16 protein-coding genes, 2 tRNA genes and 3 pseudogenes are annotated in these 20,142 nt (G+C 64.2%); 10 read left to right on the forward strand and 11 right to left on the reverse strand.

The window, feature by feature from the left end:
* Positions 1-31: 31 nt before the first annotated feature.
* Positions 32-799, reverse strand: coding sequence for a DUF4184 family protein (locus G4G31_RS00150; protein ID WP_182989795.1), 768 nt, complete (start codon positions 797-799; stop codon positions 32-34).
* A 191-nt stretch (positions 800-990) separates the two neighbouring features.
* Here G4G31_RS00150 and G4G31_RS24745 point away from each other — a divergent pair, with 191 nt between their 5' ends.
* Positions 991-1,254, forward strand: a complete 264-nt coding sequence (locus tag G4G31_RS24745) for a hypothetical protein (protein ID WP_229425240.1) — start codon at positions 991-993, stop codon at positions 1,252-1,254.
* A complete protein-coding gene (locus tag G4G31_RS00155) occupies positions 1,230-1,793 on the forward strand; it encodes a D-hexose-6-phosphate mutarotase (RefSeq protein WP_229425241.1) in 564 nt (187 codons plus the stop codon). The genes G4G31_RS24745 and G4G31_RS00155 overlap by 25 nt, the downstream gene beginning before the upstream one ends.
* A 93-nt stretch (positions 1,794-1,886) precedes the next feature.
* Here G4G31_RS00155 and G4G31_RS24535 read toward each other — a convergent pair whose 3' ends face one another.
* Positions 1,887-2,498: a PEP-CTERM sorting domain-containing protein gene (locus G4G31_RS24535; RefSeq protein ID WP_202033692.1), complete on the reverse strand. Its 612-nt coding sequence runs from the start codon at positions 2,496-2,498 to the stop codon at positions 1,887-1,889.
* Between the two features lie 79 nt (positions 2,499-2,577).
* Between G4G31_RS24535 and G4G31_RS00165 the strand changes: the two genes are divergently transcribed.
* Positions 2,578-2,772, forward strand: coding sequence for a hypothetical protein (locus G4G31_RS00165; RefSeq protein ID WP_182989796.1), 195 nt, complete (start codon positions 2,578-2,580; stop codon positions 2,770-2,772).
* Between the two features lie 3 nt (positions 2,773-2,775).
* On the opposite strand, the gene G4G31_RS00170 is transcribed toward G4G31_RS00165, so the two are convergent.
* Both G4G31_RS00170 and G4G31_RS00175 read right to left on the reverse strand, forming a co-directional pair.
* Positions 2,776-3,933, reverse strand: a complete 1,158-nt coding sequence (locus tag G4G31_RS00170; protein WP_308601222.1) for a carbonic anhydrase family protein — start codon at positions 3,931-3,933, stop codon at positions 2,776-2,778.
* A 160-nt stretch (positions 3,934-4,093) separates the two neighbouring features.
* Positions 4,094-4,738 carry a VTT domain-containing protein gene (locus G4G31_RS00175; protein WP_182989797.1) on the reverse strand — a complete coding sequence of 215 codons (645 nt, stop codon included), beginning with the start codon at positions 4,736-4,738 and terminating at the stop codon, positions 4,094-4,096.
* A gap of 160 nt (positions 4,739-4,898) precedes the next feature.
* Between G4G31_RS00175 and G4G31_RS00180 the strand changes: the two genes are divergently transcribed.
* The 5 genes and pseudogenes from G4G31_RS00180 to G4G31_RS00200 all read left to right on the forward strand — a co-directional run bounded on the left by G4G31_RS00180 (position 4,899) and on the right by G4G31_RS00200 (position 9,227).
* Entirely contained in the window at positions 4,899-5,813 is a 915-nt protein-coding gene (locus G4G31_RS00180) for a peptidylprolyl isomerase (protein WP_182989798.1), read from the forward strand.
* 256 nt (positions 5,814-6,069) lie between these two features.
* Positions 6,070-7,968: pseudogene (mutL, locus tag G4G31_RS00185) on the forward strand (DNA mismatch repair endonuclease MutL).
* A 1-nt stretch (position 7,969) separates the two neighbouring features.
* The gene (gene miaA, locus G4G31_RS00190) at positions 7,970-8,932 is read left to right on the forward strand and encodes a tRNA (adenosine(37)-N6)-dimethylallyltransferase MiaA (RefSeq protein ID WP_182989799.1); all 963 of its coding nucleotides are present in this window, start codon (positions 7,970-7,972) and stop codon (positions 8,930-8,932) included.
* Between the two features lie 81 nt (positions 8,933-9,013).
* A tRNA-Met gene (locus G4G31_RS00195) sits at positions 9,014-9,090 on the forward strand.
* Between the two features lie 60 nt (positions 9,091-9,150).
* Positions 9,151-9,227, forward strand: a tRNA-Met gene (locus G4G31_RS00200).
* Between the two features lie 62 nt (positions 9,228-9,289).
* Here the strand turns inward: G4G31_RS00200 and G4G31_RS00205 are convergent.
* The 5 genes and pseudogenes from G4G31_RS00205 to G4G31_RS00225 form a co-directional block, all read right to left on the reverse strand.
* Positions 9,290-9,613, reverse strand: coding sequence for a putative signal transducing protein (locus tag G4G31_RS00205; protein ID WP_182989800.1), 324 nt, complete (start codon positions 9,611-9,613; stop codon positions 9,290-9,292).
* Between the two features lie 68 nt (positions 9,614-9,681).
* Positions 9,682-10,950 (reverse strand): DUF445 domain-containing protein, encoded by a 1,269-nt coding sequence (locus tag G4G31_RS00210; protein ID WP_182989801.1) that lies wholly within the window; start codon positions 10,948-10,950, stop codon positions 9,682-9,684.
* A 34-nt stretch (positions 10,951-10,984) separates the two neighbouring features.
* Positions 10,985-12,134, reverse strand: a pseudogene (locus tag G4G31_RS00215) (CaiB/BaiF CoA transferase family protein).
* 133 nt (positions 12,135-12,267) lie between these two features.
* Entirely contained in the window at positions 12,268-13,410 is a 1,143-nt protein-coding gene (locus G4G31_RS00220) for an acyl-CoA dehydrogenase family protein (protein ID WP_182989803.1), read from the reverse strand.
* Positions 13,411-13,442: 32 nt separating this feature from the next.
* A pseudogene (locus G4G31_RS00225) lies at positions 13,443-14,626 on the reverse strand (lipid-transfer protein).
* Positions 14,627-14,791: 165 nt separating this feature from the next.
* On the opposite strand from G4G31_RS00225, the gene ybaL reads away from it, so the two are divergent.
* A complete protein-coding gene (ybaL, locus tag G4G31_RS00230; RefSeq protein WP_182989804.1) occupies positions 14,792-16,492 on the forward strand; it encodes a YbaL family putative K(+) efflux transporter in 1,701 nt (566 codons plus the stop codon).
* A 227-nt stretch (positions 16,493-16,719) separates the two neighbouring features.
* Here ybaL and G4G31_RS00235 read toward each other — a convergent pair whose 3' ends face one another.
* Positions 16,720-18,678, reverse strand: coding sequence for an AAA family ATPase (locus G4G31_RS00235; protein ID WP_182989805.1), 1,959 nt, complete (start codon positions 18,676-18,678; stop codon positions 16,720-16,722).
* A gap of 571 nt (positions 18,679-19,249) precedes the next feature.
* Between G4G31_RS00235 and G4G31_RS00240 the strand changes: the two genes are divergently transcribed.
* Positions 19,250-19,537 (forward strand): PEP-CTERM sorting domain-containing protein, encoded by a 288-nt coding sequence (locus G4G31_RS00240; RefSeq protein WP_182989806.1) that lies wholly within the window; start codon positions 19,250-19,252, stop codon positions 19,535-19,537.
* Between the two features lie 26 nt (positions 19,538-19,563).
* Here G4G31_RS00240 and G4G31_RS00245 read toward each other — a convergent pair whose 3' ends face one another.
* Complete coding sequence (locus tag G4G31_RS00245) at positions 19,564-20,130, reverse strand: DUF1697 domain-containing protein (RefSeq protein WP_182989807.1); 567 nt, start codon at positions 20,128-20,130, stop codon at positions 19,564-19,566.
* Positions 20,131-20,142: the final 12 nt, after the last annotated feature.

Genomic DNA, 20,142 nt, shown 5'->3' on the forward strand with positions numbered 1-20,142 from the left:
GCGCCATGCGACGCGCTATGCGATGCTTCTGTCAGCGCCGCGCGCGCAGCTTGCCCACTCTCCACCCTGCGCACAGGGCGACGAGCATCAGCGCCGCCATCGCCATGCTGGTCACCACGACGTTGAACAGCACATGCCCGGGCGTCCTCGCTTCGCGCCACAGCAGCCCCACCAGTCCTCCCACGACCGCGGCCGCGACGATGACCAGCGCGATACCCAGGCGCCGGGCATTGCTCGCCTGGTATGGCCGCAGCTGCACTGGCGCGGTCGAGGAAAACCAGGACCGCGCAAAGCCGGCGATGACGAGGAAGCCCACCAGGCTGCTCAGGTGCTGCAGCAGGTTATACAGCGGCAGGACGTGGGCACCGATCGCGACCGGCGTACGCAGGACGGCGACATGGTCGACGACGACCGTATGCGCGTGCGTGAACGCATCCCAGGCGATGTGGCTGCCCGCGCCGATGGCCAGCGAAGCGCAGAGGATCGCAATGGAACGCGCATCGCGCACCTGCCAGGGCACCGCGACAGGCATGCGCGCGGCCAGTGCCGGCGGCGCCCAGTCCAGCAGGGCATCGCGCAGCAGCGCGTGATACAGCAGGTAGACGAGCGCGCCGACCGGCACGCAGTACAGCACGATGCCGGCGGGGCTGTGGCTGAAGTTCCCGCTGGCCCCCGTGATGAAAAAATAGGGCAGGTCCGGCATCATGCTGCCGATCACGAGCGCCGCCAGTACGGTACTGCGCGGCGCGCAGCGATGCAGGGGCAGGATCACGGCGGGATGGCACAGGGTGAAGGGCACGGGGCGGTTCCTTGTTCTGGTTCTGCTGGGGGTTCCCGCAGCGCGGTTTGTCCGGGCGGCGGACGGCGTCAAGGCATGCAGTGTACGAGAAGCGCCCTTCCTCTGCAGCACGCGCCACCCGTGCCTGGCGGGCATCCCTCGGCAGGCGGGCATGGCATACTACGCCCCCGACTTCATGCCAGAGAATCAACATGAACCACATGGACGCCACCATCGCCACCACCTGGGGCCAGCTGCCGGCCCTGTTACTGAGCGCGCCCGACGGCGCCCAGGCTACCGTCACCCTGTATGGCGCGCACCTGGTTTCCTGGCGTGGCGCGGACGGGCGCGAGCGCCTGTTCTGCAGCGCCAGGTCGAGCCAGGACGGCGCGAAGGCGATCCGCGGCGGCGTGCCGGTGATCTTCCCCAGTTCGCCGAACGGGGCAGCGGCATGCGCCATGGTTTTGCGCGCGTGAACAACTGGCGCGTGGTGGACAGCGGTATCGACGACGGCGCCGCCTTTGCCGTGTTCGCGCTGGCGCCCGCCGACCTGGCGGCCTCGCAACGCGCGGCCTGGCCGCACGGCTTCGAACTGGCGCTGCGCATCGCGATACGTGCCAATGAATTGAGCATGCGCTTCGAGGTGAGGAACAGCGGCGCGACCGCCTTCCCGTTCGCCGCAGCCCTGCACACTTACCACCTGGTCGACGACATCGCGACGGTGCGGATCAACGGCGTGGAAACCGAAGAACTGGCGATTACCGGCAAGTTCGATCGCGTGTATGAAGGCGTCAAGCCGCCGCTGGCGCTGGTCGACGGTGGTGTCGTGTTGACGGTGCGGCAGGAAGGTTTCACGGATGCGGTGGTCTGGAATCCGGGTGCCGAGGATGCTGCGGCACTGGCCGACATGGCCGACGAGGAATACCGCCGTTTCGTCTGCGTCGAGCCCGCGCTGCTGGCGGGACCGACGCTGGCACCGGGTGCGTGCTGGACGGGCGAATACCACGTCAGCTGAAGCCGCGGGCCGGTGCGTGAACCGGCCTGTGACTGGACAGGCCATCGTGCGGCCTGTCGGCGATCCCGGGCAGGTGCCCGGGGGACGGTGAACTCAAACGCGCGTTTGCTTGCGGCGACGTGCGATGGCCAGTGCGGCCATGCTGGCGCCGAACAGCGCCAGCGAGGCTGGCTCGGGTACGTCGACAGCGCCGTCGATCTGCCCATTCACGACGTTCACGGAGTCGAGGAACATGTTCACGCCGAGTGCTGGATCCGTGCCCGGGAAGACATTGCCCCAGTACAGGGCGATGGTGCCGGTACCGAGGGTATTGAGGAGATCGCGGCCCCAGCGCACGGTGACCGCGCTGCCGCTGCCCTGCAGGCCGTTCAGGTTGTTGTCGAATTGCAGCCAGGTGTAACTCGTCGACGAGCCGAAGTTGCCCGTATTGCCACCCGGGTTGGAGGCGCCGCTGAACGGGCTAGCGCTGACGACATTGCCACCGAAGCTGTTGACGCCACCGCTGAAGAGGGTGCCGGTGTACAGGATGTTGAACTGTCGCTCGTTCAGCGACGGATACGCGCTGGCGTCGGTCGGCATCTCGCCGTCGAGGGTAAAGGTGATCGAATCGGTGGTGTAGTCGTTGACCGTGAATTGCACGGCCGCTGCTGGCTGGGCGGCGAGGCCGGCAAAGGCGATCGCTGCCAGAAGTTTAGTAAAAGACATTGTTATTTTCCCTAGTTATTGTGTGTAAGCAAAGCAGCCATGTTGCTGTATTGACTGCATCGCTAGCTCAGCAATAACCATGCCTGTCACGGCACCTTGTTGTTTCCATTGGGATATTTTTGTTCGGAAAGATATCGGTGTAAATATTCCCGACAGCCCGCGCTGGGTAACACCGTTTGCCCTGCACTGCCCTATTGCCGCAGCATGCCAGGCCGACCTGACCGACGATCGAAAAAAAGAAAGCCGGCAATGCCGGCTTTCCTGGACCCAATGAGGATCAGTTCGATTCCTTGACCATCCGCCCTTCGCTGCCCTGCAGGGGCCGCGCATTGAGCGGATACAGGCGCGAGAACAGGGCCATTTGCGCCGGCGACGCCGTCATCGGCTGCTTCATGACCAGCCACAGCACGTTCTCGGTACAGGGCGGCGTCGTCATCGATCCCATGTAGGTGTAGTATTCGCGGCGCTCGGGCAACATCTCGAGCGGATCGATCTCGACGCCCGGCGAGGCGAGCTGGCCTTTTTCCAGCGGGATGTGGCTCCAGACGGCCTGGATCACTTCGTTGCCCTTGCCGCGCTCGAGCAGCACGGCTACCACCGCCAGCTTGCCCCCAAGCCCGCGGTGCACCAGGTGGATCACCATCTCGGTGCCCTTGCCATTGATGCGTTCTTCCGATGGACGGTGGAAGTGGAACTGCACCAGCTCGTAGCGCTCGTTGCCGATGAGGATGGCATTGCCGCCAGCGACGTTCACCTGCACCGTATGTCCGTTGTCGATCTCGCTGAAGGTCGACGGGCGGTAGTCGAAATCGATCTCCTCGAGGTCGACCTTCATGCCGTCGCGGATGTCGATCGGCGACTGGCGGTTGCCCTTGCCGCACTGGGCCCAGGCCGGGTTGATCTTGCCCCAGTTCTCGGGACCGAACTCGCCATCGTAGTCCCAGTGGTTGCTGACCTTCGGTGCGGCCGCGATGGCCGTCTCCTGCTTGCGCTTGGCATCGCGCACGCGCTTGGCCTTGGCCGCGGAGGCTGCGCGTGCCGCCTGCCTGGCACGCATCTCGGCCAGGCGCTCGGCGATTTTTACCGACAAGTCGATTTGCGCTTCATCTTCGCTTTGGGCGGACACGGTCGAGGCGACCGCGTCGGCCGAGGCGGCGCTCGCCTTACCCGGCTTTTCCAGCGCGCTCTTGTCAATGAGCGGCTTCTGGATGAGGGACTTGGCGCCGTGCTTGTCCGCAGCCTTCTCGCCCGGCTTCTCGGGCGTCTTCGACGGCTGGGCGATGGCGGCGGGCTTGCCGCCCTCCTTCTCGCCGGCCGGCCTGGCAGCCTCTTTCCTGGCGGTTTCAGGCGCCGGCTTGGCGTGGGCAGGCGCTTCATTGGCGCTGGCATGAAGCATCACGAAACTGCTGGCGAACAGGGCGATCAGGTTGCGCATGGAAATGGGGAAATGGAATTCACCCACTCTTAACGACGCTGCCGTACGGAAACTTGAGCAGAAATCGGCAGTAAATCGGCCGTAAATCGCCCGTACAACGCAAACGCGCCGGAATCATCCGGCGCGTCTGGTCAAGCGGGCAAGAGGACTTGCAAGAAGCTTATCGGCTCCACATGCGGCGCCCGAACTTGTACAGGCCGCCGATGGCGAGCGGCACGATGGCGGCACTGACGCCAACCAGCACGATCTCGGTCAGGTGGTCGCGCACGACTGGAATGTTGCCGAAGAAGTAGCCGGCGGTAACCAGGCTGGCCACCCACAGCACCGCGCCGGTGACGTTATACAGCTGGAAGCGCCAATGGGTCATGTCCGACACGCCGGCAACAAAGGGGGCGAAAGTACGCACCACCGGCACGAAACGCGCCAGGATGATGGTCTTGCCGCCATGCTTTTCGAAAAAGTCGTGGGTGCGGCGCAGCGCGTCCTTGTTGATCCACCGGTAATTGTGAGTGAACATGCGCTGGCCGATGGCCTCGCCGATGTAATAGTTCAGGGTGTTGCCTGTCACGGCGGCGATGATGAGCAGCGCCATCAGCAGCGGGTAACTCATCTGGCCGGTGGCGCAGAAGGCGCCGGCAATGAAGAGCAAGGTATCGCCCGGGAAGAAAAACAGGACCACCAGACCGGTTTCGCAAAACACGATTGCGAACAGGACGATGTAGACATAAACCCCGTATTGACGCAGCAACTCGCCCAAGGTCTTATCGACATGGAGAATCATGTCGAAAAATTGCATCAGATCCATAATTTTCCTAAACGGTAACGCCGAATCATACCATCAGTCCGCTCGCGCTCCGCTCATTCCCGAGCGAGGTCTGCGCCGTGTTAAGTGACCGTTAAGTTTCATAAACTTTCACAGTTCGCGTTTACAATCATCCAACACAAACGACGAGGGGAGACGGGAGATGAGGGGGATCGACAAGGCAGTCGCAGCGGGCGCGGTGCTGGCACTGGCGGCAATGGCCAATACCCAGGCTGCGCAGGAATTGCCACCCAAGCCGAGCGTCGGCGAGATCGTCAAGGAGTCGAAAGCGGGCGACTGGCGTCCGCTCGACCTGGACAATACGCTGTACATGGACTTGCCTGCAGGACGTGTCGTGATCGAACTCGCTCCCACCTTCGCCCCCAGCCACGCGCGCAACATCAAGGCGCTGGCACGCGAAGGCTATTTCGATGGCCTCGTCATCCTGCGCTCGCAAGACAATTTCGTGGTGCAGTGGGGCGACCCGGACGAAAAGAACCCGCGTCCCATGAAGAACGCCAGGGACAAGCTGAAGGCCGAATTCACCGCGCCGATGAAAAGCGACACCCGTTTCACGCGCCTGAAGGACGTCGACGGCTACGCGCCGCAGGTCGGCCACTCGAACGGCTTCCCGGTCGGGCGCGACCCGAAGAAGAAGGAAACCTGGCTGGCGCACTGCTACGCGATGGTCGGCGTGGGACGCGACAACGAGGCCGACAGCGGCAGCGGCAACGCCCTCTACGTGGTCATCGGCCAGGCGCCGCGCCAGCTCGACCGCAACATCACCGTGGTCGGCCGCGTGGTCTCGGGCATGCCGCTGCTCTCGGCCGTGCCGCGCGGACCGGCGCCGATGGGCTTTTTCGACAAGCCCGAGATGCAGATCCCGATCAAGTCCTTCCGCGTCGCCGCCGACCTGCCGCCTGAGCAGCGCAGCAACTTCGAGGTGATGCGCACCGACAGCCCGACTTACCAGAAGGTCGTGGAAGCCCAGCGCAACCGCGGCGGCCCCTGGACCAAGGTCGCGGCCGGCCATGTGGACCTGTGCAATGCGCCGATTCCGGTGCGCGAGCAGAAGTAAAACGAAGTATTGGGGCCGTAGTCCGTAGCGCTTCTCGTAGGGCGGGCACTTGTGCCCACGCGGATGATGCATAGCGATGGCCGCGACGGCAACAGCCTCAATAGCGCATGCAAACGCTTGTGGGGCTGCTGCCTGTTCAGCTAATGGTCCGCACGATCCGCGTGGGCTCAAGAGCCCACCCTACGGATTAGGCCGCGGACTGACGGTAGCAAAACCTTAAATTTCTTCCATTCCGCCGCGCGCTATAATCGGTGGGATGAACGCGCCCGTCCCCACCCACCGTCCCATCCAGCAACTCCCCGACCAGCTGATTTCGCAGATCGCCGCCGGCGAAGTCGTCGAGCGGCCCTCGGCCGTCGTCAAGGAGCTGCTCGAGAACGCCCTCGATGCCGGCGCGACCCAGATCACGGTCCGCCTCGAGGAAGGCGGCGTCAAGCGGATCGCCATTACCGACAATGGCCGCGGCATCGAGCCCGAGCAGATGCCCCTCGCCCTGGCCCGCCACGCCACCTCGAAGATCGCCTCGCTCACCGACCTCGAGAACGTCGCCACGCTGGGTTTTCGCGGCGAAGCGCTGGCCTCGATCGCCTCGGTGGCGGCGGTGTCGATCACCTCGCGTACCAAGGATGCCCCGCATGCCTGGGAAATCGTCGGCTCGCACCTGGGCACGGTCGCGCCCTCTTCCGGTCCGGTCGGTACCACGATCGACGTCCAGGACCTGTATTTCAATACGCCGGCGCGGCGCAAGTTCCTGAAAAGCGAGCAAACCGAATACGGCCACTGCGCCGAAGTCGTGCGCCGCATCGCGCTGGCGCGGCCGGACGTGGCCTTCAGCCTGACCCACAACGGCCGCACCATCGACCATTGGAACACCTGCGAGATGGCCAAGCGCAGCGCCCAGATCCTCGGCAGCGATTTCGCCGAGGCGCGCCTGCCGCTCGACCACGCCGCCGGGCCACTGCGCCTGCACGGCTATGTCGGCCTGCCGACGGCCTCGAAGGCGCGCGCCGATGGCCAGTTCTTCTACGTGAACGGGCGTTTCGTGCGCGACAAGCTCTTGGTGCACGCGGTGCGCGCCGCCTACCAGGACGTACTGCACGGCGACCGTTTTCCGTCCTACGTGCTGGCGCTCGAGCTCGACCCGGCGCTGGTGGACGTGAACGTGCACCCGTCGAAAATCGAAGTGCGCTTCCGCGACAGCCGCGCCGTGCACCAGTTCGTGTTCCATGCGGTGCAGCGCACGCTGGCGCAGACCTCGGCCACCGCGCATGGCAGCGTGCCGGCACCGATCAGCGCGGCCGAGATTGCGCCGTCCAGCATGTCGCCCGGTGGGTCCGACTGGCGCCGCCCGCACGAGCAGGCCTCGTTCGGCAGCCAGCTGTCCTCGACCTTTTCGCCCCTCTCCCTTCGCGCCCGGCAGCCGCTGGGATGCCCCGGCCGCGGCCGGCGTGGCGCAGAGCACGGCCAGTTACGGCGCCCTGTTCTCTCCCGGCGAACGACCCGCTGCAGGCAGCACGGTGGCTTCCATGCCGCAGCCCTCGAACGCCCCCTCGAACGACGACTTCCCGCTCGGCTTCGCGCTGGCCCAGCTGCACGGCATCTACATCCTGGCACAGAACACGAAGGGCCTGGTGCTGGTCGACATGCACGCGGCGCACGAGCGCATCTTGTATGAGCAGCTGAAGAACGCGCTCGACGCCCAGGTCGAAGGCCAGGACCTGCAGGTGCAGTCGCTGCTGATCCCGGTGACCTTCTTTGCCGATGCGGTCGAGGTGGCCACCGTCAACGACCAGCAGGACACCCTGAAGGCGCTCGGGTTCGACATCGCCGCGATTTCACCGACCACGCTGGCGGTGCGCGCGGTGCCGACCTTGCTGAGGAATGCCGACGCCCAGACCCTGGCGCGCGACGTGCTGCGCGACGTGCGCGAATTCGGCGGCTCGCGCGTGCTGATCGAACGGCGCAACGAACTGCTCGGCACCCTCGCCTGCCCACGACCGTGCGCGCCAACCGCATCCTCACCATCCCGGAAATGAACGCACTGCTGCGCCAGATGGAAAGCACCGAACGCGCCGACCAGTGCAACCACGGCCGCCCGACCTGGGTGCAGCTCGAGATCGCCGCGCTCGACAAACTGTTCCTGCGTGGTCAATAGGATGGCGCAGCACCTGAACGACGTCAGGCCGCTGGCGGTGGCGATCATGGGCCCGACCGCGTCAGGCAAGACCGCGGCCGCCCTGCGCATCGCGCGCGAACGCCCCTGCGAAATCATCTCGGTGGACTCGGCCCCGGTCTACCGCGAGATGGACATCGGTACCGCCAAGCCCTCGCTGGATGAACTGGCCGCGGTGCCGCACCACCTGATCGACATCATCGACCCGCTTGACGCCTATTCGGTCATGCAGTTCCGGACCGACACACTGCGCCTGGTGGCCGAGATCAGCGCGCGCGGCAGGCTGCCGCTGCTGGTCGGCGGCACGATGATGTATTTCAAGGGCCTGGTGGCCGGCCTGGACGACCTGCCGACCGCGGACGCCGCCGTGCGGGCGCGCCTTGACGCGGAAGCGGCGCGCATCGGCTGGCCCGGCATGCACGACAAATTGCGCGCGCTCGACCCGGTCACGGCGGCGCGCTTGGCCCCGAACGACGCCCAGCGCATCAACCGCGCGCTGGAAATCATCGAACTCTCCGGCCAGCCGATGTCGGCGCTGCTGGCGCGGCGCGAACAGCCCGAACTTCCCTTCGAGCTGGTCTCGTTCGCACTGGAGCCTTCAGACCGCGCCGTGCTGCACGAGCGGATCGCGCTGCGGTTCGACCAGATGCTGGGCGACTCCGACGACGAGGGCATCGTGGCCGAAGTGGCGCGCCTGCGTGCGCGTGGCGACTTGTCGCCGAACCTGCCCTCGATGCGCTGCGTCGGCTATCGCCAGAGCTGGGACTACCTCGATGGCAGGATCGACCGCGCGGACCTGCGAGAGACCGGCATCATCGCCACGCGCCAGCTGGCCAAGCGCCAGCTGACCTGGCTGCGGGCGATGCCGGAGCGGATCGTCGTCGACTGCCTGGGGCGCGACCCGAGCGGCGAGATTCTGGCACAGTTGCAGGGCTTGCAGAAATAGCAGCGCTGTGAAAAACACGCCGCGTTCGGCGCTCACAGCCTTGACAGAGCGCTTCCCGCCTCCGATAATGTCGTTCGCTTTGGTGATATAGCTCAGTTGGTTAGAGCACAGCACTCATAATGCTGGGGTCGGTGGTTCAAGTCCACCTATCACCACCAAGAATTTCATACGAATGGCTTGGCTCCTGCGAGTCGAGCCATTTTGTTTTACCTGTTTTCGGTGATATAGCTCAGTTGGTTAGAGCACAGCACTCATAATGCTGGGGTCGGTGGTTCAAGTCCACCTATCACCACCAGACGCAGTAGCGATCAGCCGCCCGCTCGCAAGAGCCGGCGGCTTTTTGTTTTTCCAGCATCCCTACTCGTAGACCTGATTCTCGTCCAAAGTGAATTCGCCGCGGCGGAAGGCTTCGATCGTCGCCTGCGCCTGCTGCACATACATGGCGGGCACCAGGATGCGCACCCCGCCCAGCGCGGGCGCGAGTAGCAGGTCGGTCTGCATCAGGTGGGCGTCGGCCAATACCGCCGGAATGCCGGCTGCTTGCAGGCAGCCCTGCACCAGCGTGGCTTGCATCGGAATCAGGTAGCGCGCGACGATGAACAGGTCGCGCCCGGGCAGCGCTTCGATCTCGGGATGCGCCGCCAGCCATTCGGCGGGTTGCGGATTCCATGCCTGTTCCATGTCTGCTCCTTTTGGGGACGGATGAGCCAATTCTACGCGCCTGCGCCCGCGACGGCGCCGCCCAGCGCTCAGGACAGCATCGACGGCAGGGTCGACAGCAGATACAGGATCACCCCGATCAGGCCGCCCACGACGGTACCATTAATGCGGATGAACTGTAAATCTTTGCCAATATTGAGTTCGATTTGCTCCGACATCTCGCCGCTGTCCCAGTTTTTCACGGTGTCGGCGATATGGCGCGTGAGGAAGCCGGCAAATTCCGGCGCGACCGCGCGGGCGGCCAGTTCCAGGTTGTCGTTGAGCGACTGGCGCAGTTGCGGATCCTCGGCCAGGGTCTTGCCCAGCCAGGAGCCAAGCCCTTCCATGCGCAGGCGCAGGGTTGAATCCGGGCTGGCCAGGTCCCTTTTCAGCCATTCCTTCAAATCGCCCCAGAGCGACTTCAGGTAATTGTTCAGGGTCTCGTCGTTCAGCAGGTAATGCTTGATTTCTTCGCTCTTGCTGGAGAATTGCGGGTCGGCTTTCAGGCGTTCGATGAATTCGGCCGTGAACGCATCGAAACGCTGGCGCAGCGGATGCTCGGGGTCGCGCGCTACCTTGTCAAGAATGCCGAAGGCGAGTTTCACCGCGATGTCGGCACCCTTGCGACCGATGAGTTCGGACGGCAGCATTCTTTCGACGAGGGCATATTCGTCTTTCAGCCAGTCGACGATGCCCTGCGCAATCGTCTCCTGCGTTTCCTCGTTGTCGAGCAGTTTGGCGAGCTGGTAAATGCCTTCATTCAGCAATTCCTGGTGGCGGCCGCCCCTGGTCAGGCTTTCCAGGATAGTACCGGCCGATTTCGACAGGTCGACGCTGCCGACCATCGTGTGCACGGCTTTTTTCATGAAATTCTGGATCGCCGCGTCTTCGGTAAAGTCGAGCACCCAGCCTGCGGTTTTCACCAGGTAGCCGCCCATGTGCCGGGTGTTCGCGGGTTTTACCAGCCAGTCGGCCACCTTCTGTGCCGGGTCGTGTTTCTGGATCAGCTTGACGATCGATTCGGTGTCGAGGAATTTCTCGTGCACGAAGCGCGCCAGGTTATCGGCGATCTTGGCCTTGTTGTTCGGGATGATGTTCGTGTGCCGCGACACGACGGGAATCGGCACGCGCCGGAACAGCGCGACGACGGCGAACCAGTCGGCCAGCGCGCCGACCATCGCCGCTTCGGCAAACGCCTTCAGCAGTCCCGTCCACCAGTTCTGCGGCAGGAAAAAGCTGAGGACGAACAGCAGCGCGGCGCCGATGAAAAAACCCAGCGCCAGCCGTTTCGATTGGTCGAGTTCGCGTTCTTTGGTCATGTCCCTACGGTAGCTGATCTCTGCCGTAGCAATCCTATATGACCCCGGCGTTTTTCAGCGTTTCGATTGCGTCGGCAGGGAAGCCCCAGTCCGCGAGCACGGCGGCGCTGTGCTCGCCCGGCGCGGCCGCGGCCTGCCCTGCTTCGGGGGGTGTGGCTGAACCGCGGTGCGGGTGCTGGCTGGGGCACGCCGTCGATCTCGATGAAACTGGCGCGCGCGGCATTGTGCGGGTGCAGCGGCGCCTCCTGCATATCCAGCACAGGAGCGACGCAGGCGTCCGTTCCCTCCAGCAGGGCGCACCATTCGTCGCGCGTGCGGGTCGCGAACAAAGCCGCGAACTTGGCCTTCAGTTCCGGCCAGCGCTTCTGGCTCCATTGCTTCCTGAAGTCAGGGTCGCTGGCACCGGTCAGTTCCAGCAGCTGGGCGTAGAACTGCGGTTCGATTGCGCCCACCGAGAGGAACTTGCCGTCGTGGCAGGCATAGGTGTCGTAGAAGGGCGCGCCGCCATCGAGCATGTTGGCTTCACGCCGATCGTTCCAGGAGCCGAAGGCGCGCAGGCCGTACATCATGGCGCCGAGCAGGCTTGAACCGTCGGTCATGGCGGCGTCGACCACCTGGCCCTTGCCGGAGGTTTTCGCTTCGAGTGCGGCGCAGACGACGCCGAAGGCGAGCATCATGGCGCCGCCGCCGAAGTCGCCGACCAGGTTCAGGGGCGGCGCTGGCGGTGTATCGGCACGGCCCATCGCGTGCAGCATGCCGGACAGGGCGATGTAGTTCAGGTCATGGCCGGCGCTTTGGGCCAGCGGGCCGGTCTGACCCCAGCCGGTGATGCGGCCGAAAACGAGTCGCGCGTTGCGTGCCTGGCAGGCGTCGGGGCCGAGGCCGAGGCGCTCCATCACGCCGGGGCGGAAGCCCTCGATCAGGATGTCGGCCTGTTCGACCAGTCTGAGGACCGTTTCGCGTGCTTCGGGGTGCTTCAGGTCGAGGGCGAGCGAACGGCGGCCGCGGGCCATGACGTCGAATTTCGTGCCCAGCATGGGGAAGGGATTGTCGGCGCCGGGTTTCGCTTTGCGGTCGATGCGGATGACCTCGGCGCCCATGTCCGATAACATCATCGCGGCGAAGGGACAGGGGCCGATGCCGACCATTTCGATGACTTTGATGCCTGCCAGGGGTCCGGGCATGATGACGCTTTCGTGGTGGTCGAGCGTTGTAACCGCGTGGGGTCATTGAAGCCGGGGGCTTCAATGACGTGCCCACCCTACGGTTCTGCCATCGTTCACGTATGTGGTTTCGTTGGGTCCGTAAGCCCAGCGCTCACAGCGAGCGGGCGATGATCTCTTTCATGATCTCGTTGGCGCCGCCGTAGATGCGCTGGACGCGTGCGTCGACGTACATCTGGGCGATCGGGTATTCGAGCATGTAGCCGTAGCCCCCGAAAAGCTGCACGCACTGGTCGACGACCTTGCACTGCAAGTCGGAGATCCAGTACTTGGCCATCGAGGCGCGCACCGTGTCCATGCGGCCTGCCAGCATGTCTTCCACGCAGCGGTCGATGAAGATGCGCGCGACCGTCGCTTCGGTCTTGATCTCGGCGAGGACGAAACGCGTGTTCTGCATCTCGATCAGGGCCTGGCCGAAGGCCTTGCGTTCCTTCGCATGTTCGACCGTCAGGTGCAATGCCCGTTCGATCGCGGCCACGCCGGCCACGCCGATGATCGTACGTTCATACGGCAGCTCCGTCATCAGCTGGGCAAAACCCCTGCCCTCTTCACCACCGAGCACGCCGTCCAGGCCGACATGGGCGTCGTCGAAGAACAGCTCGCAGGTGTCCTGCCCCTTCTGCCCGACCTTTTCCAGGATGCGGCCGACCCGGAAACCCGCTTTGTGGCGGCTTTCCCCCGGGTTGTCGCGCGTTTCGAGCAGCATCAGCGAGATGCCCCTGGCGCCGGCAGCCGGGTCGGTCTTGGCCACCACCAGGATCAGGTCCGCCAGGTAGCCGTTCGAGATGAAGGTCTTCGAACCATTCATCCGGTAGCCATCGCCGCTCTTCACGGCGACCGTGCGGATGCCTTTCAGGTCGGAGCCCGCGCCCGGTTCCGACATGGCGATGGCCGCGATCATCTCGCCGCTGGCCAGTTTCGGCAGGTAGCGCCGCTTCTGCTCCTCGGTGCCCTGGTTCAGCAGGTAGTGGGCGACGATGGCATGCACGTGCAAGCCAAACGCCATGTCGCCGGCGTAGCCGAGTTCCTCGAAGACGATGGCCATGTGGGCGAAATTGCCGCCCGAGCCGCCGTATTCCTCGGGGATGTCGGCGGCAAGCAGGCCCATTTCGCCAGCCTTGTGCCAGAGCTCGCGGTCGACGTGCTGCTGCGCGCGCCAGCGCTCGCCGTGCGGCGCGACTTCGCTGGCGACAAAGCGGCGCACGGCGTCGCGGAAGCCTTCGAGTTCCGGGTTCATCGGGATGGGGTCATCAGTTCCATGCCTGTCCCTTATGCCGACTGGTACAGGGTGACGACGCAAGCACCGCCCAGGCCCAGGTTGTGCTGCAGGGCCGTGCGCGCATTCGCCACTTGGCGAGCGCCGGCGCTGCCGCGCAGCTGGTGAGTCAATTCAAAGCACTGGGCAAGACCCGTGGCGCCGAGCGGATGCCCTTTCGAGAGCAGCCCGCCGGACGGGTTGGTGACGACCTTGCCGCCATAGGTGTTGTCGCCATCATTGATGAACTTGTCGGCGCCGCCTTCCGGGCACAGGCCGAGCGCTTCATAGGTAATCAACTCGTTGTGGGCGAAGCAGTCGTGCAGCTCGACGACGTCGAGGTCTTCCGGGCCGATGCCGGCCTGGCGGTAGACTTTATCGGCCGCTTCACGGCTCATCTCGTAGCCGACCAGGCGCATCATGTCGTCGGCATCAAACGTGCTGGGGCGGTCGGTCGTCATGGCCTGGGCGGCGATGAACACATCGGCCTTGAGGCCGCGCTTTTTCGCGAATTCTTCCGACACCAGCACCGCAGCGGCGGCGCCGCAGGTCGGCGGGCAGGCCATCAGGCGCGTCATCACGCCGGGCCAGATCATCGGTGCGTCGAGCACGTCCTGGGCGGTGACTTCCTTCTTGAACAGCGCCAGCGGGTTGTTGACGGCATGGCGGCTGGCCTTGGCGCGGATGCGCGCAAACGCTTCCGGGGCGTGCCGTATTTCTGCATGTGCGCCAGGCCCGCGCCGCCGAAGTAGCGCAGCGCCAGGGGGATTTCCGGTTTGCCGACCAGGCGGTCGGTGACGGCGTCGAAATCGTCGAAGGGCGCCGGGCGATCGGTGAACACCGAGCCGAGCGCGCCTGGGCTCATCTGCTCGAAGCCGAGCACCAGCACGCATTCGGCGGCGCCGCTGGCGATTGCCTGGCGCGCCAGGAACAGGGCCGTGGAGCCGGTCGAGCAGTTGTTGTTGACGTTGACGATGGGGATGCCGGTCATGCCGACGCCGTACAGGGCTTTCTGGCCGCAGGTGGAGTCGCCATACACGTAGCCGGCATAGGCCTGCTCGATGTCGGCGTAGTCGACGCCGGCGTCCTGCAGGGCGGCGCGGGCGGCAATGCCGCCCATCTGGTGGTAAGGCGCGCTCGCGCCGGGCTTGGCGAAGGGGATCATCCCGACGCCGGTCACGAATACCTTGCGGCTCATGTTGTCTCCTGTGGTGGTTGGCTTGGCGGCCTTTATCCGATCGATTATAGCCAGAGGGCGCGGCGGCGAACGGCCGAGTCGTTGGAAGCCTTCCTCTATTTTCCTGATCATGTCGCTAACTCGCTTATACTGACCGCATTCCACCTTGATAAGGAGCCGTCCTGCATGCATCATGAACTCAGCCTGATCACCACCATCGCCGCCGCACTGGGCGCCGGGCTCCTGTTCGGCATGCTGGCCGTGCGCCTGAAGCTGCCGGCGCTGGTCGGCTACCTGGCCGCCGGCATCGTCATCGGACCGGCCACGCCGGGTTTTGTCGCCGACGTGTCGCTGGCGTCGCAATTGGCCGAGATCGGGGTGATGTTGTTGATGTTCGGGGTGGGCCTGCACTTCTCGCTGCGCGACCTGCTCGATGTACGGAAAATCGCCCTGCCCGGCGCGGTGCTGCAGATCGCGGTGGCGACCGCCATGGGCATCGGCATGGCGCACCTGTGGGGCTGGTCGCTGGGAGCCGGCCTGGTGTTCGGCCTGGCGCTGTCGGTAGCGAGCACCGTGGTGCTGCTGCGGGCGCTGGAAGCGCGCGGTATCCTCGACTCGATGAACGGACGCATCGCGGTGGGCTGGCTGGTGGTGGAAGACCCGGTGACGGTGCTGGTGCTGGTGCTGCTGCCGGCCTTGGCCGGCCCGCTGGGCGGCAAGAGCGCCGGCGGCGATACTTCGCTCTGGCTCGCGCTTGGCAAGACGCTGCTGCAGGTCGGGGCTTTTGTTGCCTTCATGCTGGTAGTCGGCCGCAAGCTCTTTCCCTGGTTCCTGTGGAAGGTCGCCAAGACGGCGTCGCGCGAGCTGTTCACGCTGGCCGTGATCGCGGCCGCGGTCGGCATCGCCTACGGCTCCTCCGAATTGTTCGGCGTGTCGTTCGCGCTGGGCGCCTTCTTTGCCGGCATGGTGCTGCGCGAATCGGACCTCTCGCACCGCGCGGCCGAAGAATCCTTGCCGTTGCGCGACGCGTTCTCGGTGCTGTTCTTTGTCTCGGTCGGCATGCTGTTCGACCCGATGGTGCTGGTCGAGAGCCCCTTGCGGGTGCTGGCGGTGGTCGCGGTGATCATCTTTGGCAAGTCGATCGCGGCGATGGTGCTGGTGCTGGCGCTGCGCTATCCCTTGAATACCGCGATCACGGTCTCGGCCAGCCTGGCGCAGATCGGCGAGTTCTCGTTCATCCTGGCCGCGCTCGGCATTTCGCTGGAACTGATGCCGCAGGAAGGGCAAAGCCTGATCCTGGCCGGCGCCATCATCTCGATCGCGGTGAACCCGCTGCTGTTCAAGGCGATCGAGCCGCTGCAGCGCTGGCTGCGCGACAAGTCCGGCATCGCCGGCAAGCTGGAACGCTCGAACGATCCGCTGGCCGAACTGCCGATGACGGTGCCCCACGAGCGCCTCACCGGCCAGGTGGTGCTGGTCGGCTACGGCCGCGTGGGGCGGATGATCGCGGCAGAACTGACGGCCCGGGGCGTCCACTTCGTCGTCGCCGAGCAGAACCGCGAGCTGGTCGAGATGCTGCGCCGCCAGGACCAGCCGGCCGTGGTCGGCAACGCGGCCGAGCCGGCGGTGCTGATCCAGGCGCACATCGCGCAGGCGGCAGTACTGGTGATCGCCACGCCCGACACCTTCCACGTGCGCGCCATGATCGAAACGGCGAAGATGCTCAACCCGGGCATCCGCTGCGTGGTGCGTACCCATAACGCGGAAGAAGCCAAGCTGCTGCGCACCGACACGGGCGGCAAGGTGTTTCTGGGCGAACAGGAGCTGGCGGGGAGCATGACGCGTTATGTCATCGATTCGCTGAAGGATGTGCAGCACGGGCATTGAGCTGGCACGTACGGCGCCCGCCGGGAAAACACGTAGGGTAGGCGGCTCCGCCGCCTACGCGTTCCATCATCCCTTGCAAAGGGGCGCGGTCAGACGCATCCGTGCATTGAACGCGCAGGCGGGGAACCCGCCTACCCTACCGGCATATACATAGCCCGTTTGCCCGCAAAAAAGCCCGCTGGCGGCAACGCACAGCGGGCTTTTTTATTGAGCGGTAACGCTTTGGCTTACGCCGCCACCATCTCCCCGGTCTCGGCGCACAGCTTCAGGTTCGCATGTTTCGGCGCGAAGTTCAGCAGGTCCTTGCGCTCTTCCAGCAGCGTGAAGACGGCGTCTTTCGACAGCACGTACTGGTCGAGCAGCGTGTCCTTCAGCGATTCGATCAGCGCGCGGTAGTCGCGCATCGCGCCCAGGGTGTAGCTATACAGTTCGTCGGCCTTCTCTTCCATCTGGCGCAGCGTGTGCTCGCCGCTGGCGTCGTTTTTCAACTGGCTGTAGTCGATCTTCGAACGCGAATACATCGACAGGCGGTTCACCATCAGGTTGAGCATCTTGGTGACCTTCTCGATGTCGTTCTGGGCGCCGACCGAGATGCCGCGGGCGCCGTAGAACAGCTCTTCGGCCGCCATGCCGCCGTACAGGCCGATCACGTCGCGCTCGAGTTCTTCCAGCGTGCGCAGCGACATGTCGTCACCGGACTGCAGCACATAACCCAGGGCGCCGATTTTAGAGACGGCTTCCGTCGAAATCTTCAACAAGTGCGACTTTTCCTTCACTTCGGACAGGCTGAGGCCGGCGCGCAGGTGCGGGTCGATCTGCATGAAGAAGTGGCCCAGTTCGTGCAGGGCGATGCGCTCGCGCTGCTTGTGTTTTTCAGCCGTCGTGGCGCGGTCGGTCAGGCCGATGGTGGCACGCTCGTAGGCACGGAACAGCAAATCGGTATTGATGATCGTCTTTTCCTGGATCGACAGCATCGATGCGCGCTCGACCACGGTTTCCAGCAGCGCCGGGCTCAGGTTCTGGGTAATTTCGGCCACCTGGTCCAGGTCGAGGTCGTTATAGTCGACCAGCCCTTCCTTCTTACGGGACAGGAAGCTACGCAGCAATTCGCGGCGCTCGCCCTTGTTTGGCAGGCGGAAGTTGATCTTCACCGAGAAGCGGCGCAGCATCGCTTCGTCCATCTCGGTCGAGGCATCGTCGAAGTTCGAGGCGATGATCCAGATCACGTTCTGGCCCTTGTCGCTCTTCACGCCGTCCAGCAGGCCCAGCAGGGTGTTGGCGGTATCGTCTTCCCATTTCTTTTCGCTGCGGCCGCGCGGCATGAACAGGCTCTGGCCTTCGTCGAGGAAGATGATGCACTTGCCCTTGGCGCAGGCCTTGCGGTACAGGGCGTTCAGCGCTTTCGAGCCGCCGCCGACGTAGCCCGATTCCAGCGCCGAACCGGAAGCGGAAATCAGCGGCATGTTCAGGCGCTTGGCCAGGTAACCGACCAGCTTGGTTTTACCGGTACCGGCAGGCCCGGTCAGCATCACGTTGAAGGGCTTGTCGATGTTGTGCGACGCGTATTCCTCACGGTTACGGATCATGTCTTCCAGGTGCAGCACTTCCTGCTTGATGTCTTCCATGCCGATCAGGTCATCCATGCTGCCCTTGAGCTTGTCAGGGGTGATCATGGTCGAGCTCGCACCCATGCCCGGGATGCCGAACTTCAGGCTGTAGACGATCAACAGCAGCAGGACGATCTCGAAAGCGTGGCGCTTGAGGAAGTCGCCGGTGCCGGCGGCAAAGCCCGTGCCCTCGTCGAGCACGGCTTCGTGCGACGCGAGGAAGTCTTCCTTGGCGATCGAATACGGAATCGCGTTCTTCAGCAGCACTTCGCGCTCGAGCGACAGGTGCGAGGTGCTCGGCACCTTGACCACGTGCAGCTGCGGGGCACCCTTGAACTTGTAGACATAGCGCGGCGACTCGGACAGCGGCTTGGCCACCATCAGGTACTCGAGCTTGTCCTTCTGGGCTGCCAGGCGCGTGATTTCAGAAATGTCCTGGGAGTGAACGACCGGGCTTGGATCCTGCGGCACGTTGGCCGAATAGATCGCCACGCCGGTGGCAATGCCCAGCAGCATGGCTGCGGCGATGCGTACGTAGACGTTCTTGAAGGCAATCTGAAGTCGAGCAAAGTTGGGCATATCGGTACTCTACAAATGTATGGGTGCGCGTGATGCGACAGTGCAAACAGCGAAGGCTTTTCCGATTGGCGCTTGTCGGAGCAGCGGCGGCGCAGGGGCCGTGGGGGATGCGAACATGTGTGTTCGACATCGTTTTGATGCCCTAAGGCAACAGGGATAGGGAGACTATACCTGTAAAAAAACCGGGGATGTATACGTGGAGCTTAAAATTTTTTGATCGATCTCATAGCTGGAAAAGCTGGCAACGGTTTTCATTGCCGACTTGGCAAAGAAAGCAGCATTCCGCCTGCTCAGCAGGAAAAGTCGTTGCCCGTTCTTTAACGAACTTGTCGATATGGCTTGTTCGTTTGATACCGCTGACATGAACGCTTGTCGCATTTCTTTAACATGGCCAGGCAAGCTTCCGGCCGTGCCTTGCCCCTGTGTTTTCCGAACGAATCGAACAAGGTCGCGACACGCTGTTTTGCTATGCTGTCCATGACGATGCCCATGTCGTCAACGCCGTTGCTCCGCCGTGCCGTTTGTTTGTGTATCGGGTGCTTGTATCAGCACCTGCAAGGAAGGAACGACCGTGAACAGAATCGCCCTCGCAGCAGCACTTGCCCTCCTCGTCGGCGGCGTCGCGCAGGCCAGGGTCATCGAACTGACGCCCGAGCCTGCTGCAGCTAGCGCCCCGCCGCGCATCCTGCAGGGAAGTGTTCCTTCTCGGCATGGCGCGCAGCATGGCCTGCAGTATGCTGCCCTGCTTCCCAGCCGTTTGCCGGAACTGCCCGAACCGGAAGTGTTTGCCATGATGCTGGTCGGCCTGGTGCTGATCGGTTACCGGGCGCGGCGGGAAAGCAGCGAGAAATTCGAGTGAGTCGCAAGCCGGGCCGCGGATGAGGTTCAGGCGCCCGGCGGCACCGGCGCGGCCTCCGTACACAGCGCGTACAGCTTGCACAGCGTGTTCCAGTTACGCGAAGTCGTATTGTCACCCAATAGCTTGCCCAGTGCGGCCGCGGCAGCACTGTCGAGTACGCCCGTAGGACACCAGACGTAGGCCGCGCGCCGTCCGACCGCCAGCGCCTCTTGACCCCAGTCGCGCTCGCACAAGGGCAGGATGACTTCGCGCATCGTCCCATCGGGCAGCAGGAACACCAGCAGGCGCGAATGGTCCGAGGCTTGCTCCAGCAGCGTGTTTTCGGCAAGGACCGCCGCCAGTTCCTCGCGGCCCAGCACCAGAACACGTGCCGCGACGCCGAGCTTGAGCACCAGCTGTTCCTCGATGGCCGCAGCGGCCAGGCCCGGTTCGACCGCAGCGGCGCTGAACACGATGTTGCCGCTGTTGAGAACACTGCGCACATCGTCAAAACCGAGGTCTTCGGCCAGCTTGCGCAGGTCGGCCATCGCCACGCGTTTGGCGCGGCCGACGTTAATGCCTCGTATCAGGGCGATATAGCGGTCACTGGTCATGGCGCCATGTTA

The sequence above is a fragment of the Massilia sp. Se16.2.3 genome (genome assembly GCF_014171595.1).
Classification (GTDB): domain Bacteria; phylum Pseudomonadota; class Gammaproteobacteria; order Burkholderiales; family Burkholderiaceae_D; genus Telluria.